Origin of the sequence: Plantactinospora endophytica (genome assembly GCF_016862915.1) — a bacterium.
GTDB classification, from domain to species: domain Bacteria; phylum Actinomycetota; class Actinomycetes; order Mycobacteriales; family Micromonosporaceae; genus Plantactinospora; species Plantactinospora endophytica.
This window is the reverse complement of record NZ_BONW01000001.1, coordinates 282,843-298,229: the sequence shown is the minus strand read 5'-3', so window position 1 is coordinate 298,229 and position 15,387 is coordinate 282,843. Positions and strand designations below refer to the sequence as shown.

Sequence of the window (15,387 nt, the reverse complement as noted above, 5' to 3'; positions counted from 1 at the left end):
GTCACCGGCACAGGTCCACGATCGCCATCACCCGATACGGTGACTGACCGTAATGGCGGCCTGCCCGTCACCGGTCGGCGGGCAGCCGGTCGACGATGTGCCGGGCGATCTCGAACGAGCTGGTCGCGGCCGGCGACGGCGCGTTGAGTACGTGCACCTGCCGGTCCGCCTCGACGATCAGGAAGTCGTCCACCAGTGCGCCGTCCGGGCGTACGGCCTGGGCGCGTACGCCGGTACCGGCCGGGACGATGTCGGCCTCGGTCACCTCCGGCACCAGCCGGGCGAGGCTGGCCGCGAACCGTTTCCGGGACAGCGACCGGAGCACCTCGGTCAGCCCGTACCGGTGGTGCCGGCGGGCCAGCGCCCACAGTCCGGAGTAGCCGACCTGCTCCCACACGTCGCGCGGGTCGAACCGGCGCCACGAGTACCCCTCGCGGGCGGTGGCGAGCACGGCGTTCGGTCCGGCGTGCACGGTGCCGTCGATCATCCGGGTCAGGTGCACGCCGAGGAACGGGAACTGCGGGTCGGGTACCGGGTAGATCAGTCCACGCACCAGCTTGCGCCGCTCCGGGACCAGCTCGTGGTACTCGCCCCGGAACGGCACGATCCGGGCCGGCGGGTCGATGCCGGCCAGCCGGGCGATCCGGTCGGCGTGCAACCCGGCGCAGTTGACCAGTACGTCCCCGGTCAGCTCACCCGCGCTGGTGCTGACGGTCACGCCGCCGGGCCGGCCGTGGATTCCGGTGACCATCGTGTCGAGGCGCAGTTCGGCACCGTTCTCGGCGAGGAGCTCGGCAAGTCGTCGGCAGACCGCGCCGAAGTCGACGATGCCGGTCGAGGCGACCCGCAGCGCGGCGACGGCGGCGACGTGCGGCTCGTACTCGGCCGCCTCGACCGGGTCGACCAGGGTGACCGGCAGCCCGTTGGCGACGGCCCGCTCGTGCAGCGCGTGCAGCCGGGGCAGTTCGGCGGCCTCGGCCGCGACGATCAGCTTGCCGCAGATCTCGTACGGCAACTCCTGCTCGGCGCAGAACCGCACCATCGACTCGCTGCCGGCCCGACACAGGGTCGCCTTGAGGCTGCCGGGCTTGTAGTAGACCCCGGCGTGGATCACCCCGGAGTTGTGCCCGGTCTGGTGGGCGGCCCAGCCGGACTCCTTCTCCAGCACGGTCACCGTGTCCCGGGGACGCTCGGTACGCAGCCGGTGCGCCACGGCGAGCCCGAGGATTCCGCCGCCCACGATCACGTACCTGGTCATCCGCGCTCCCCGGCCGCTGGCATCGGAGCCCGATCGTATGTGCCGACCCGCCCGGCGGGGCGCCTGGACATGTGCCGCGACCAGCGCGTGTCCCGGTACGACACTGTCGGGTTGGCGACTGTTTCCTCCTCAACCCGGCAAGTCACGACAAATATCAATACTGGTCTGGATCGCCCCAATTCTAGATAACTATTCACAATAGGCAGGTCCGATGCCGACCTATGCGCAATTACAGACTGAATCGTGGTGGGCACGGGAACTCGTCACGCCGGAACTGGACTGGCTCGGCGACGAACTGTGCCGGCGTACCAGGCGCCCTCGGGGGGCGTTCGGCAACAAGGGTGACAACAACCATCTGCGGGGAGCCCACCGGTCCCAGGAGTGGATTCTGAAGTCCAGGTACTGCACCTCCCGGACGTACACGGTGCAGGCCGGGCTGACCGCCGTGCAGCAGCGGCACGTCGCCGGGGTCGACTTCACCCCGGGCTCGGCCGCCGAGATGGTCGCGCAGTGCAAACGGATCTACACCGCCGTACGCACCGGCACGCTCGAAGAGGTACGCGAGTTCTACGGCAACGTCGACGGCGACAAGGTCGTCGACGGCTGGGACAACGTACGCAACCGGGCCGCCAGCAGCGATTCCAGCCATCTGTGGCACTGGCACCTGACCCTCGACCGGCGCTGCTGCGCCGACAGACGTGTGATGGAGCGGATCCTGGCGATCGCGCTCGGCGACCCGACGGAGGAAGACGTGGACGACGCGACGATCGACAAGATCGCCACCCGTACCAAGACGAAGGTGATGGCGGACAACGGCATCCAGCAGTTGCTGGCCCGGGTGCAGCAGTTGACCGTCGACCAGGCCACCCTGCTCGACGCCGTCGGTCGGGACACCACCGACGAGAAGGCCATCGTCGACGGCGTACTCGCCGGGCTGGGCCAGCGCGACATCGACGACGTCGCGGCGGCCCTGAAGCACGCGTTCGGCGAACGGGCGGCGGAACTGGCGGCGAAACTGGGCACCCCGGCGAGCTGACGTGTGGGCGAACTGGCGAATTTTCTCCCGGCCGGCGGCTTCGGTGCCGTCGGTGTCGGGGGCCTGCTCGTCACGATCGTGGCGTACCTGCTCAACGCCAACCGGGCCGACCGCAAGGAGTACCAGGAGGCGATCGACCGTGCCGAGAAGCGCGCGGACGAGGCCGCACGCCGTACCGATGCGGCCGAGCAGCGGGCCGAGGGGTTGCAGCAGGCCGTCGACGAGGCCCGGCGGGCACGGCGGGCCGCCGAGGACGCCCTCGCCCTCGTCGAACGAGAACTGCACCGCTACCGCCCGGACGCTCCGTCCTGACTGCCGGGGCCGACCACGTTCCGACGGGACCGCCAAAGCTGACGACATTTCGGTGCGACCGGCGAGGTCAGCCACGTTCCGGTGTGACCGCCGAGGTTGACGCCGTTTCGGTCTGACCGCACGGCGGGTGGCCGGAGCGGGAGCGCAGCGAGGAGACGCCATGACCGAGGAGACGGAGACCTTCCGCCGCCGGATGGACCGACGCATCCGGCGCCGGCTCGTCATCGTGGTGGTGGCGACCGCGCTGGTCGCGGCGGCCGGCGGCTGGGCCTGGGCTCGGCTCGGCCGGCAGGCCGCCGTGGAGCAGCGCCGCGCGGCGACCGCCGTCTCCGGCGCCGAGCAGCTCTGCCAGCAGGTACGCCAACTCGGCGGCGAATGCGTCGTCGATCCCGCCGACCTGCGGGGTGCGCAGGGCCCGGCCGGTCCGGAGGGGCCACCGGGGCCGCCGGGTCTGCCCGGCCGGGACGGCCGACCCGGTGATCCCGGTCCGCCCGGTGGACCCGGGGCGCAGGGCGAGCCGGGGCCGGCCGGCGAGCCGGGACCGCCCGGGGTGAACGGCGATCCGGGCGTCGCCGGCCCCGACGGCGCGACCGGTCCGGAGGGCCCGTCCGGGCCGGAGGGACCCGCCGGTCCGAGCGGTGACCCGGGTCCGTCCGGCGAGCCGGGGCCGCCGGGCCCGACCTGTCCCGCCGGTACGACCCTGCTGACCCTCGCCGTCGTCACTCCCGAGGGGCCACGGCAGATCGCCGCCTGCGTGGTCGACCCAACACCGCAGACCCCCACCCCGTGACGGCCGACCACCGCGGCCCGGTCAGGCCGGTCGCGCGACCGGCTCCCCGATCGGGTACGCGACGCCGGTCAGCCGCTCCGACTCGCTCCACAGTCGACGTTGCTGCTCGACGTCGTGGGAGAGCGGACTGGAGTCGACCCGTTCGGGGTGGCCGGTGAACTGGGCCCGGCCGGGTGGGCCGTAGTACTCGCCGCCGCGTACCCCCGGATCCGTCGCGGCCCGCAGTGACGCCAGGGCGCCCCGGTGCGGGTCCTGCATCAGCCACCAGGTGACCGCCCGGAGCTGCGGCAACATGGCGATCCGGACGAGCGGGTGCATGTCGCGACCGAACTCGGTACGCGCGTTGCCCGGGTGGGCGGCGACCGAGACGGTCTCGGCCCCGGCCGCGTCGAGCCGGCGGTGCAGTTCGTAGCCGAACATCAGGTTGGCCAGCTTCGACTGGAAGTAGGCGTGCTGGAAGCGGTAGCCACGGGTGGCGTGCAGGTCGTCGAAGTTCATCCGGCCCCGCCGGTGCCCGATGCTGCTCACCGTCACGATCCGCGAGCCTGGCACCCCGAGCATCCGGTCGAGCAACAGCCCGGTCAGCGCGTACGGGCCGAGGTGGTTGGTGGCGAGGGTGGCCTCGAAGCCGTCCTCGGTGACCTCGTAGCGGGGTCGGATGCCGCCGGCGTTGTTGACCAGCAGGTCGATCCGGGCGAAGTCGCTTCGGAGCTGTTCGGCGGCCCGCCGCACCGAGTCGAGCGAGGCCAGGTCGAGGTGCTGGCTGTGCAGTTCCGCGTCCGGTACGGCGGCGCGGATCCGGGCCACCGCGCCGGCCAGCCGGTCCGGGCTGCGGCCGGCCAGCACGACGGTGGCGCCCCGCTGGGCGAGCACCAGCGCGGTCTCGAAGCCGATTCCGGTGTTGGCGCCGGTGACCAGCGCCGTCCGCCCGTACTGGGCGGGCACGTCCGCAGCGGTCCACCGCCGCCGCCGTAGGGTTTCTGCCATGGTCCTACCCCGTTTCGTAGGTGGTGGGACGGCTAGAATCGGGACGACCGTCCCGGTTAACTCGACGATACGGGATGCCCATCCCGGTTGTCCATCCGTGTGGAGGTCCCGCCCCCGATGGCGCACACAGAGGACGGTCGGCCGCTGCGCGCCGACGCCCGACGCAACCGGGACCGGGTGCTCCGGGTGGCGGCGGAGGTCTTCGCCAGCGAGGGGCTGGCCGTGCCGGTGCAGGAGATCGCCCGGCGGGCCGGCGTCGGCACCGGTACCGTGAGCCGGCACTTCCCGACCAAGGAGTCGCTGTTCGCGGCGATCCTGCTGGACCGGGTGGCGGCACTGTGGCGCCGCGCCGACGAACTGACCGAGGCACACGAGCCCGGTACGGCGTTCTTCGCCCTCTTCGGCGCCCTGATCGAGGAGGGCGCCAACCATCGCGGGCTCGCCGAGGCGCTGGCCGGCGCCGGGTACGACCTCGACCGGGTCGCCGCCGAGGCCGGGTACGACGTCGCCGGCCGGCTGCGCGACCTGCTCGACCAGGCCCAGCGCGCCGGCGCCGTCCGCGCCGACATCGGGTACGCCGACGTGAAAGCCCTGCTGACCGGCTGCCTCTCTCGGGACGGCGACGCCGAATCCCTGCGCCCGCTCATCGCCGTGATCACCCAGGGCCTACGCCCCTGAACCGCCACCCGATCGTGACGGAGTACGGGGGCATTGATCACAATCAGGTAGTGGAGCGGTTACCCGACCGGTGTACCGTCCGGCGTGGGTGGGTGCTGAAGTAGCGGCCGACACCCCGCCACCCAGACCGCTTGACTGGAAACCTCACCATCCAGTCATGACGGCCGACTCCTGGCAGCGGAAAGCTCAGGCCATCGTCGCCAATCGGGCCTACTGGGTCGCGATCTGGCTCTTCCGGGTGGCGAACCTTGTCGGCGTTCCAACCGTCCTCTGGTTCTTCGGATTCGAGATCGGATTCCTGCCCGCAGCGCCCGTCTGGGCAAACGTGATCCTCTTCGGCGTCGCAGCGCTTGCGTTACTCGCCGGCTGGGGCCTGCTGCTCCGCGCCGGTCTACTCCGCCCGATGTTCATCGATCACGACCCGAGAATCTCCGGCATGGTCGCCGCGAAGGTGCGGAGAGACATCATCCCGCACCGCCGTACCCGGTCGTGACAGTGGAGCCGGCCGAGGATCGGACGTACGCACCGGCGACGCTGGACCCTGCGGCCACTCGTCGCCGCCATCGGCCAGGCCCACGCCTCAGCGCCTGTGGACCCAGCGACGACGGCCGGGCCCGCCCCAGCGGTAAGCGAGTGGTCTTCGGGATCAATCGATCAGGCTCTTGGACCCACTCACCGACGTCTGCGCTGGCGGGCTGGTGCTGGAGCCCCCGGTCGGACTCGAACCGACGACCACTCGCTTACAAGGCGAGTGCTCTGGCCAACTGAGCTACAGGGGCGCAATGTTCGTGGTCAGCATAGCGACAGATGCCCTCCTACCATGGGCGGCACCGATTCCGATACCCGACACCGGACGGCAGCGCCGACGGATGGTGGCGGACCGTGCCCAGATGCCCGAAATGTTCGTCGGATACGTCCCAGGAACCCCGCCCCACCTTGGCATGTGAGAAAAACCCGTTTACCGTGGCGTGACGCGGATGACACCGGCTGCCCACGGCTGCCCCGGCGCCCTCCACGGACCGGCACGGCAACGCGCCGGTCGCACTTTCACTCGGATCGTCCGGCACGTTCCTGCCGGTGAAAGGAAGCGCTGCACCATGGCTACGGTTACCTACTCGAAGGCCACCCGGATCTACCCGGGTACGGAGCGCCCAGCGGTCGACCACCTCGACCTGGAGATCGGCGACGGCGAGTTCCTCGTCCTGGTCGGCCCCTCCGGCTGCGGCAAGTCCACCAGCCTGCGGATGCTCGCCGGGCTGGAAGACGTCGACGACGGCTCGATCCACATCGACACCCGGGACGTCACCCACCTGCCGCCGAAGGCCCGCGACATCGCGATGGTCTTCCAGAACTACGCGCTCTACCCGCACATGACGGTCTACGAGAACATGGCGTTCGCGCTCAAGCTCCGCAAGACCTCGAAGTCGGAGATCGACCGGCGGGTCAAGGAGGCAGCCGCGCTGCTCCAGCTCGAGGACTACCTCAGCCGCAAGCCCAAGGCCCTCTCCGGCGGTCAGCGCCAGCGGGTCGCGATGGGCCGGGCGATCGTCCGCGAGCCCCAGGTCTTCCTGATGGACGAGCCGCTGTCCAACCTCGACGCCAAGCTCCGGGTGCAGACGCGTACCCAGATCGCGACGCTCCAGGCCAAGCTCGGCGTCACCACCGTCTACGTCACCCACGACCAGGTCGAGGCGATGACCATGGGCCACCGGGTGGCGGTCATGCTGGACGGCGTACTCCAGCAGGTCGACACCCCGCGTGAGCTGTACGACACCCCGGCGAACGTCTTCGTCGCCGGCTTCATGGGCTCCCCTGCGATGAACATCAAGACCGTTCCGCTGACCGACAACGGCGCCATGTTCGCCGACCTGGCCATCCCGCTGACCCGGGAGCAGGTCGCGGCGGCCAAGGCCGAGGGCGGCACCGGCAAGGTGACGGTCGGCTTCCGTCCCGAGGACTGCGACCTGGTCTCGGAGAGCGAGGGCGGTCTCGCCGTCGTCGTCGAGCTGGTCGAGGACCTGGGCTCGGACGCGAACGTCTACGGCCACGCCGCGATCGACGGCAGCTCGGAGCGGTTCGTGGTGCGTACCGACCGTCGGCACATGCCGAACATGGGCGACACCGTCTACGTGAAGCCGCGTACCGGTCGGAACCACGCCTTCCACGCCGTCACCGGCAACCGGATCTGATCCGGCAGCGTCAACCGCGTCGGGGCGGTCACCTCCTTCCGGAGGTGACCGCCCCGATCGCTTTCCACCGGACCTCCCGCCAGCGTCGCGGTGCCGGGCGACGCTGGCGGGCGTCGGTCAGGGCAGCAGTCTGCCCGTCACAGGCCGATCCGGCCGGTACCGGCGCCGCTGGTCACGATCGACTTCACGCTGCTGGCACTGTCGAGCTGGTACGAGTACGGAATCCCGGCGACACTTCCGCCGCCGCTCTGCGGTGAGCCGGAGCCGACGAAGTAGTTGTTGCGCTGCACGACCGCTCCGGGGTCGGAGTCGGCGTACCCGACCAGGGTCGGCTCGTCGACGTTCTCGAAGTAGTTCCCCTCGACCAACACCCCGGCGTTCATCGTGGAGGCGACGCCGTACTCGTTGTTGTAGTAGTAGTTGTTGTAGACGTGCACCGGGTTGCCGAACCGTACCCGGGGGTGCCGGGTTCCGGAGCCGTCGAACCAGTTGTGGTGGTAGCTGACCCGCAGGTGCCCGACGTCCTGGCTGGCGTTGTCGTCGCTGTGGCCGAGCAGCATCGACTTGTCGTGCCCGTAGACCCGGTTCCAGGAGATCGTCACGAAGTCGGAGCCGCGCTTCACGTCGACGGCACCGTCGTACCCGTCGGTGAAGCTGTTGTGGTCCACCCAGATGTTGGTGGCCCCGGTCTCGACGTTGATCGCGTCGTCGTCCCAGCCCCGGAAGTTCAGGTTGCGGATGATGACGTTGCGGTCGCCGTTGATCGTGAAGCCGCAGCCGGAGATGGTGGCGTTCGCGCCGACGCCGAGGATGGTCTTGTTGGACCGGACCCGCAGCATGCCGGAGCAGGAGATGGTGCCGGAGACCCGGATCACCGCCGCGCTGCTGGAGCCGACCGCGCTGGTCAGCGCCGAGGCGCTGGTCACCGTCGTGGCGCCGGCGTTGCCGCCGCCGGAGGTACCGCCGTTCTGGGTGGCCCAGCCGACCAGCCCGGTCTGCGGCGGCACCGGCGGCCCGGTCGTCGACGGCGGGGTCGTCGGCTGGCCGGTCGGCGGCCGGGTGGTGGCGGTCGGCGGGTTGGTCGGCGGCTGCGAGCCGACCGTGTCGACGCTGACGTCGTCGTAGATCGCGCTGGCGAAGACGGTGACCAGGGCGATCCGGCCGGCGGTCTGCGCCGAGCTGCTGCCCGAGCCGACCTGGGTACCGTTGACGAAGCCCTGGATCGTGCTGCCGTTGACCACCAGCCGCAGGGTGTACCAGCTACCGGTGGCGACGGAGACCGACGCCGAGCCGAGCACCGTGATGGCGCTGCCGTTGACCGCCTGCAACTCGGCCCGGTTCGCGTTCAGCAGCGCCAGCCGGTACATCCGGGTGGCGCTGTTCGCCCGGGCGGCGATCGCGACGACCCGGTTCGCGCCGTTGAACGACAGCGGCTTGACCCGGGCCTGGACCTGGTAGTTCGTCCAGCCGTTGTCCCCGGCGAAGCCCCGGGCCAGTTCGCTGCCCGAGTTGGCCTGCCGGTACGCGGGCGACCCGTCGGTGGCGACCGCCCAGTCACCGCCCGACTTCGACCACCCGTCGGCGTTGCCGTCGTCGAAGTTGTCCGAGTACAGCGTGGCCGCCTGGGCCGGGTTGGTGATGATTCCGACGGTGAGCGCGACGGCGAGTACGCCCGCGCCGGCCGCGGCCAGCAGGCCGCGACGAGTTCTTCCGTTCCGCACCTCTTCCTCCATTGGGCTTTGCGCGCAGCGTTGCGCGACGGGGTGGTGGTGGAGCCACGGCCACCGCGGTGCACGGTGTGCCGAGCTGGTTGTGCAGGGGGCCGGCGACCGACCGGAGCCGATCGCCGGCCACCACCTGCACCTGTTGAGCCGCTACCTGCACCTGTTGAGCCGCTACCCGAACCTGTTGAGCCGCTGTCCGAACCGTGTTCGGAGCGCGGTCAGATCCGGCCCGCGCCGGCACCCGCCGTGACGGATGCCTTGACGTTGCCGACGTTCTCGGCCGTGTAGCTGTACGGAATCGCGGCCACGGTGCCGTTGACCTCGCAGGGGCCGGAGTTGGTGAGCGAGTTGTTCCGGGCCACCAGCCGGCCGGGGTCGGAGTCCGCGTACCCGCTCGCCGACCAGCACGCCTGCAGCACGTTCTCGAAGACGTTGGCCTCGACGAGTACGCCCGCGTTCATGGTGGAGGCGATGGCGTACGACGCGGTGTTGTTGTTGACGTTCAGGTAGTAGTTGTTGTAGACGTGCACCGTCTCGCCGAACCGCACCCGGGGACTGCGCTCGAAGGTGCGGTCGAACCAGTTGTGGTGGTACGTGATCCGCAGGTGCCCGACGTCCTCGCTGGAGTTGCCGTCGGAGTGGCCGACCAGTGAGGTCTTCCAGTGGTTGCGGACGATGTTCCAGGACACCGTGATGTAGTCGGCGGCATGGGTCAGGTCGATCATGCCGTCGTAGTAGTCGGGGTCGCTCTCGATGGTGCTGGAGAGCGTGTTGTGGTCGATCCAGATGTGGCTGGCGTTCTCGACCTGGATCGCGTCGGTCCCGGGGTTACCACGGATGTTCAGGTTCTGGATGATCACGTTGGCCGGTTCCATGTCCTCGATGTTGAGGGTGGTACCGGATATGCCGGAGTTGGCGCCGACGCCCCGGATCGTCTTGTTGGCCGTCACCTCGATGGTTCCCGAGCCGCTGAGCATGCCGTTGACCAGGATGGTCCGGGCACCGCTGGCCTGCGCCTGGGTCCGCAGGTCGGCCCAGCTCGACACGGTGACGGTGGAACCGCCCGCACCGCCGGTCGTACCACCGGCCTGGGCCGCCCAGCCGACCAGACCGGTCTGCGGCGGCGGGCCGGTGGTGGGCGGCGGGGTCGTCGCGGGCGGGGTGGTGGTGGGCGGCGGCGTGGTGGTCGGCGGCGGGTTGGTCGGCCCGCCGGGCAGCCCGACCCGACCGACCCCGGCCTGCGCGGACACCACGGCCTTCATGTCGCAGGCGGTCTGGATGGTGTACGCGTACGGCGGGTTGCTGACGCTGCCGCCGGTCTGGCCGGCCCCGGAGTTGACCAGGCAGTTGTTCCGGGCGACCAGCCGGCCGTCCCCGGAGGACGCCTCGCCGAGGTGGTACGGGTCGTCGACGTTCTCGAAGTAGTTGCCCTCGACGATCACGCCCGCGTTCTCGGTCGACGCCACACCGTAGTTGCCGGTGTTGAGGTAGTAGTTGTTGTAGACGTGCACCTGGTCGCCGAAGCGGATCCGCGGGTTGCGCTGGTTGGTGTTGTCGAAGAAGTTGTGGTGGTAGCTGACCTTCAGGTAGCCGACGTCCTGGGCGGCGTTGCCGTCGTCGTGCCCGAGCAGCATGTTCTTGTCCGTGCCGTCGGCGTGGTTGTACGACACCGTCACGTACGACGAGCCGCGCTTGATGTCGACGCCGCCGTCGGCACCGGTCGTCCAGGTGTTGTGGTCGATCCAGATGTGGTGCGAGAACATCTGCACGTTGACCGCGTCGTCGTCCCAGTTGCGGAAGTTCAGGTTCCGCAGGATGACGTTGTGCACGGCGTTCGACGGCGGCGAGGTGATGTCGTCGTCGATCGGCAGGCCGATGTTGAGTCCGCCGCCGGTGAAGCCGGAGTTCGAGCCGAGGCCTACGATCGTCTTGTCCGAGCTGACCTCGTGCATCGGGCCGGGCAGGTCGATCATGCCGTTGACCTGGATGATCCTCGGTCCGACCGCAGCCGCCTCGGCGACGAACGCCGCCGCCGAGTTGACGGTGACGGTCGGGCCGCCCGCGCCGCCGGTGGTGCCGTTCTGGCCGAGCGCGTTCACCGAGGCCCAACCGTCGGCCACGTTCGGGCCGGGGTTGCCGGTCGGCGGCGGGGTGGTGGTCGGGCCACCGGTCGGCGGGGTGGTCGGCGTGCTCACGCTGTCGCTGACCAGTACGTCGTCGAAGCTGGCGGTGGCGTTGAAGGTGGCCACCCCGATCCGGCCGGTGCCGTACTGGCTGTCGCTGCCCTCGGTGAGCAACGTGCCGTTGACGTACCCGCGCAGCGAACTGCCGGAGACGTCGAGACGCAGCGTGTACCAGGTGTTCAGGCCGACCGACACGCTGGCGGTGTCCAGCGTGGTCGAGGAGCCGCCGGAGAGCCGCTTCAGCTCGACCGTGTTGTTGCTGCGCAACGCCAGGTAGTAGTAGCTGGTGTTGCTCTGCACCCGGGCCAGCACCGCGACGAACCGGTTCGAGCCGTTGAACGCGGTCGGCTTCACCCGGGTCTGTACGGAGTAGTTGTTCCAGCTCGTGGTGCCGGCCAGGGCCCGGGCGTCGCTGCTGGTGCCGGTCTGCCGGTACACCTGACTGCCGTCGGCGGCGACCGACCAGGAACCGCCGCTGGCGGTCCAGCCGGTCGAGTTGCCGTCCTCGAAATTGTCGGAGAAGAGCGTCGCGGCCTTGGCGGTGGCGCCCATCCCGATCGCGAGCGCGACCGCGACGAGCGCGGAGCCGGTCGCGAGCAGGAGACCACGACGATGTCTCCGCCGGGTTTCGGTGGTACTCACGGAACCTCCTCGGTTATGCGTTTGCCCTGACGGGCACCGGCCTCGGATCTGATGGCGCAATTGATCGAAGGTTGTCAATCTTCAAGGGTCGGGTCGACCCGGGACGGGTGACGTCGACCAGGGGGTTGGACAACAGGACGGGCCGATACGGCGGGCTCCGTCCGGAGAAGTGGTCTGTCGGGGCCGCGCGCGGCGGTGCGGGGGTGCGGTGGCCCGTACCGCCGCGCGCGGGGTCCTAGAAGGGCAGCTTCCCGGTACCGCTGCCGGCCATCACCGTCGCCCGGATGCCGTTCGGGTCGGCGACGGTGTACGGGTAGAAGGTGCTCGGCTCGGTCACCGAGCCACCGGAGTCACCCGGCTCACTCGTACCGGCCAGCACGTTGTTCCGGGCGACCAGCCGTCCCCGGGAGCCGGAGTAGCTGATCGACCAGGGCACCTCGACGTCCTCGAAGTAGTTGCCCTCCACCACGCAACCGGAGTTGAGCTGGCAGGCCACCCCGACGTCGGTGTTGTAGACGAAGTAGTTGTTGAAGACGTGCACGGGATCGCCGAACCGGACCCGGGGATTGCGCTGCGGCGTACGGTCGTACCAGTTGTGGTGGTACGTGACCTTGAGGTAGCCGGTGTCCTGGGCCGCGTTGCTGTCGTCGTGCCCGAGCAGCATGTTCTTGGTGTGGTGGTGGGTGTGGTTCCACGACACCGTCACGTAGCTGGCACCGCGCTTGATGTCGATCAGGCCGTCGTAGCCGGCCGACAGGTCGTTGTGGTCGATCCAGACGTGGTGCGAGAACATCTGCACGTTTATCGCGTCGTCGACGGTGTTCCGGAAGTTCAGGTTCCGGATGATCACGTTGTGGATGGCGTTCGCCGGTGGGCTGGTCGCGTCGCTGACCGCCAGGCCGATGTTCAGGCCGCCGCCGGTGATCCCCGAGTTGGCGCCCACCCCGACGATGGTCTTGTCCGACATCACGTCGTGCATCGGGCCGGGCAACGCGATCATGCCGTTGACCCGGATGTTCAACGGACCGGAGCGGCTGATCGCGGTGAGCAGGTCGGTGGCGTTCGAGACGGTCACGGTCGGGCCGCCCGCGCCACCGGTGGTGCCGTTCTGGCCGAGCGCGTTGACCGAGGCGAAGCCGATCGGCGGGGCACCCGGGTCCAGCGGCGGACCGGTCGGCGGCAACGTCGGCCCGCCGGTCGGGCCACCGGTCGGCGGCGTACCGGTGACGGTCGAGACCTCGACGTCGTCGAAGGAGCCGCTGGCGTACGAGGCGGCCAGCCCGACCCGCCCGGAGGAGAGCACCGAGTCGGTGGCCTGCACCGACAGGCTGCCGTTGACGTACCCGCGCAGCGTGCTGCCGGTGGCCTCCAGCCGCAGCGTGGCCCAGGTGTTCACCGGTACCGCACCGGTGCCGCTGGCCAGCGCGACCGGCGCCGAACCGTCCCGCTTGACCAGTTGCACCCCGCCGGTGCTGGTCACCACGAGCGCGTAGTAGCGGCTGCTGCTCTGCGCCCGGGCGATCACCCCGACGTGCCGGTTGGCGCCGTTGAACCCGGTCGGCCTGACCCGGGCCTGCACCGCGTAGTCGCTCCACGAGGTGGTGCCGGTCAGGGTACGGGCGTCGCTGCTGGTGCCGGACTGCCGGTAGACCCGGCTGCCGTCGGTCGCCACCGACCAGCTTCCGCCGGAGGTCGACCAGCCGGACGAGTTGCCGTCCTCGAAGTTGTCGGTCAGCAGGGTGTCGGCGAAGGCGGCCGGCATCGCGACGGTCATCGCGGCGGCGGTGAGCAGTCCGGCCGCGCCCGCGACGGCGGTCAGCCGCCAGCTCGGTCGTCTCCGGCGCTGGTTCTCGTGCACGGTGAACCTCCCTGGGTGGTGGGGGGTGGTGGGCCGCCGCCGGCGCGGCGACGGCGGCGTGTGGGGGTACTGCGTTCCGGCGGCGCCGCGCCGCCGCTGGGCTGGACCCGGCGGGACGACCGGGGCCAGCGAGCTACACCGGCAGCCGGCCGGCGCCGGCCAGGGCCTGCACCACCAGCGGTACCAGCGGTGCGGGCAACACCGGACCGGACCGCAGGGTCGGCGTCCAGCCGGCGTCGCCGCCCAGGTCGGGCTCGTGCTCGGCGTTGTACGCGGCCAGCAGGCTCACCGGCCGGGCCGGCTTACGGCCCTCGCGTGCCCAGTTGCCCCGCTCGGTCAGCACCGTGCCGTCCCAGTCGTAGAGCAGGTCGGCCGCCGTAACGCCGTCGCCGAGGGTGAAGTGGTTGTTCTCGGCGTACACCGCCGACTGGACGCCGATCCCGATCGCGTAGCCGAACGCGTCCCCACCGAGCCGGTAGGCGTTGTTGTAGATGTCGACCCGGCCGAACCGCACCCGGGGCAGCCGCTGCATGGTGCCCTCGAAGAGGTTGTGGTGCAGCGTGACGTCGAGCCGGCCGACGTCCGGGCCGACCGTGTTGGAGGACCCGATCAGCATCACCTTGTCCCGGGCCACGAACCGGTTGTACGAGGCGGTCACCCGACTGGCGGTGTGCGTGACGTCCAGCGACCCGTCGTGCACCATGTACGGCCGTCCGAAGTAGACCGGCAGTCCGCTGTCCGGGTTGTCGCCGTCGGTGAAGGTGTTGTGGTCGACCCAGACGTTCTCGCTGCGGCGTACCGACATCAGGTCGAACTGGGAGTTCCAGTTGCCGGCGTCGCCGTCCGTCGGCGACCAGGCCGGGAAGCAGTCCCGGGCGTCGGCGAAGGTCAGGTTGCGTACGATCACGTTGTTGGCGGTGTCCACCATCAGGGTCAGCCCGGCGAGGGTGGCGCCGCGCAGCCCGACGATCGTGGTGTTCGGCCCGACGTTAATCTGGGTCTGCCGGGTCTGGTTCGCCACCGACCGCACCCGGGCCTGCTCCAGCGGCCCGGACGGCGCCACCCGCCCCCAGACCGCCGGATCGTACGCGGCCAGATAGGCGTCCAGCGAGTATTCCGGATCGGCCAGGTCGGCGCAGTCGAGCAATTGTCCGTCGACGTGCTCGAAACCGTCGACCACACCCTTGACATAAATGATCTTCGGAGTAGCGTTGGTCCTGTTGGTGGCATTGTCGCCACCGAGCGCCTGGACCAGTTCGGCGCGTGTCCGCACCACGTGCACCTGGTCGGCGGTGGCGGCCGAGCCGCCGGTGGTACCCGGTCCGGCGGCGGCCCAGCCGTCATCGGCCGACAACACCTGCCGGCCCAGCAAACGGGCCACCCAGGACAGTCCGTCCTTACCATGTGCGCTGGCCGTCGCGGGCGCCACCAGGGCGCCGGAGACCACGAGAAGACTGCCGACCACGGCGGCGGTCAACCTGCTCGATCGCATCCCACTCTCCGCGTCTGTCTACCGTCTGCCGGATCTCGTAACTGTTACGAAATCCTTCTGTTATTGAACGGTAGGTAAGAGCACTTAAAAGTGTCAATGCATTCTGTTTGCAGGTATGTTGCACCGGAGAAAGGCAATAACAATTGTCTCGGCGACCGTTTGCCGAGAAGAGGGATATTCGGTCCGATTTCTATCGAACAGTTGTCCCCGGGATTTGCAGCCTGTCGTCGGTTTTCAC

The 15,387-nt window shown here is 69.8% G+C and carries 12 protein-coding genes and 1 tRNA gene; 6 read left to right on the top strand and 7 right to left on the bottom strand.

Going from position 1 to position 15,387, the window contains the following annotated elements:
- Positions 1-67: 67 nt before the first annotated feature.
- A complete protein-coding gene (gene lhgD, locus Pen02_RS01290; protein WP_203864007.1) occupies positions 68-1,258 on the bottom strand; it encodes an L-2-hydroxyglutarate dehydrogenase in 1,191 nt (396 codons plus the stop codon).
- A gap of 211 nt (positions 1,259-1,469) precedes the next feature.
- On the opposite strand from lhgD, the gene Pen02_RS01285 reads away from it, so the two are divergent.
- From Pen02_RS01285 to Pen02_RS42425, 3 genes are all read left to right on the top strand, one after another.
- Complete coding sequence (locus Pen02_RS01285; protein ID WP_203864006.1) at positions 1,470-2,294, top strand: hypothetical protein; 825 nt, start codon at positions 1,470-1,472, stop codon at positions 2,292-2,294.
- A 3-nt stretch (positions 2,295-2,297) separates the two neighbouring features.
- Positions 2,298-2,606: a hypothetical protein gene (locus Pen02_RS01280; RefSeq protein ID WP_203864005.1), complete on the top strand. Its 309-nt coding sequence runs from the start codon at positions 2,298-2,300 to the stop codon at positions 2,604-2,606.
- A gap of 160 nt (positions 2,607-2,766) precedes the next feature.
- Complete coding sequence (locus tag Pen02_RS42425; RefSeq protein WP_275413541.1) at positions 2,767-3,396, top strand: hypothetical protein; 630 nt, start codon at positions 2,767-2,769, stop codon at positions 3,394-3,396.
- A 21-nt stretch (positions 3,397-3,417) separates the two neighbouring features.
- Here Pen02_RS42425 and Pen02_RS01270 read toward each other — a convergent pair whose 3' ends face one another.
- Positions 3,418-4,383: an oxidoreductase gene (locus Pen02_RS01270; protein WP_203864004.1), complete on the bottom strand. Its 966-nt coding sequence runs from the start codon at positions 4,381-4,383 to the stop codon at positions 3,418-3,420.
- 117 nt (positions 4,384-4,500) lie between these two features.
- Here Pen02_RS01270 and Pen02_RS01265 point away from each other — a divergent pair, with 117 nt between their 5' ends.
- Complete coding sequence (locus Pen02_RS01265) at positions 4,501-5,061, top strand: TetR/AcrR family transcriptional regulator (protein WP_203864003.1); 561 nt, start codon at positions 4,501-4,503, stop codon at positions 5,059-5,061.
- A 157-nt stretch (positions 5,062-5,218) separates the two neighbouring features.
- A complete protein-coding gene (locus Pen02_RS01260; protein ID WP_203864002.1) occupies positions 5,219-5,554 on the top strand; it encodes a hypothetical protein in 336 nt (111 codons plus the stop codon).
- A gap of 209 nt (positions 5,555-5,763) precedes the next feature.
- On the opposite strand, the gene Pen02_RS01255 is transcribed toward Pen02_RS01260, so the two are convergent.
- Positions 5,764-5,840: transfer RNA gene (locus Pen02_RS01255), tRNA-Thr, on the bottom strand.
- A 318-nt stretch (positions 5,841-6,158) separates the two neighbouring features.
- Between Pen02_RS01255 and Pen02_RS01250 the strand changes: the two genes are divergently transcribed.
- The gene (locus tag Pen02_RS01250; protein ID WP_203864001.1) at positions 6,159-7,250 is read left to right on the top strand and encodes an ABC transporter ATP-binding protein; all 1,092 of its coding nucleotides are present in this window, start codon (positions 6,159-6,161) and stop codon (positions 7,248-7,250) included.
- 137 nt (positions 7,251-7,387) lie between these two features.
- On the opposite strand, the gene Pen02_RS41470 is transcribed toward Pen02_RS01250, so the two are convergent.
- The 4 genes from Pen02_RS41470 to Pen02_RS01225 form a co-directional block, all read right to left on the bottom strand.
- Positions 7,388-8,971: a pectate lyase family protein gene (locus Pen02_RS41470; RefSeq protein WP_239139865.1), complete on the bottom strand. Its 1,584-nt coding sequence runs from the start codon at positions 8,969-8,971 to the stop codon at positions 7,388-7,390.
- Positions 8,972-9,192: 221 nt separating this feature from the next.
- Positions 9,193-11,799 (bottom strand): pectate lyase family protein, encoded by a 2,607-nt coding sequence (locus Pen02_RS01235; protein ID WP_203864000.1) that lies wholly within the window; start codon positions 11,797-11,799, stop codon positions 9,193-9,195.
- Between the two features lie 235 nt (positions 11,800-12,034).
- Entirely contained in the window at positions 12,035-13,657 is a 1,623-nt protein-coding gene (locus tag Pen02_RS01230; protein WP_239139863.1) for a pectate lyase family protein, read from the bottom strand.
- A gap of 133 nt (positions 13,658-13,790) precedes the next feature.
- Complete coding sequence (locus Pen02_RS01225) at positions 13,791-15,149, bottom strand: pectate lyase family protein (RefSeq protein ID WP_203863999.1); 1,359 nt, start codon at positions 15,147-15,149, stop codon at positions 13,791-13,793.
- Positions 15,150-15,387 lie beyond the last annotated feature (238 nt).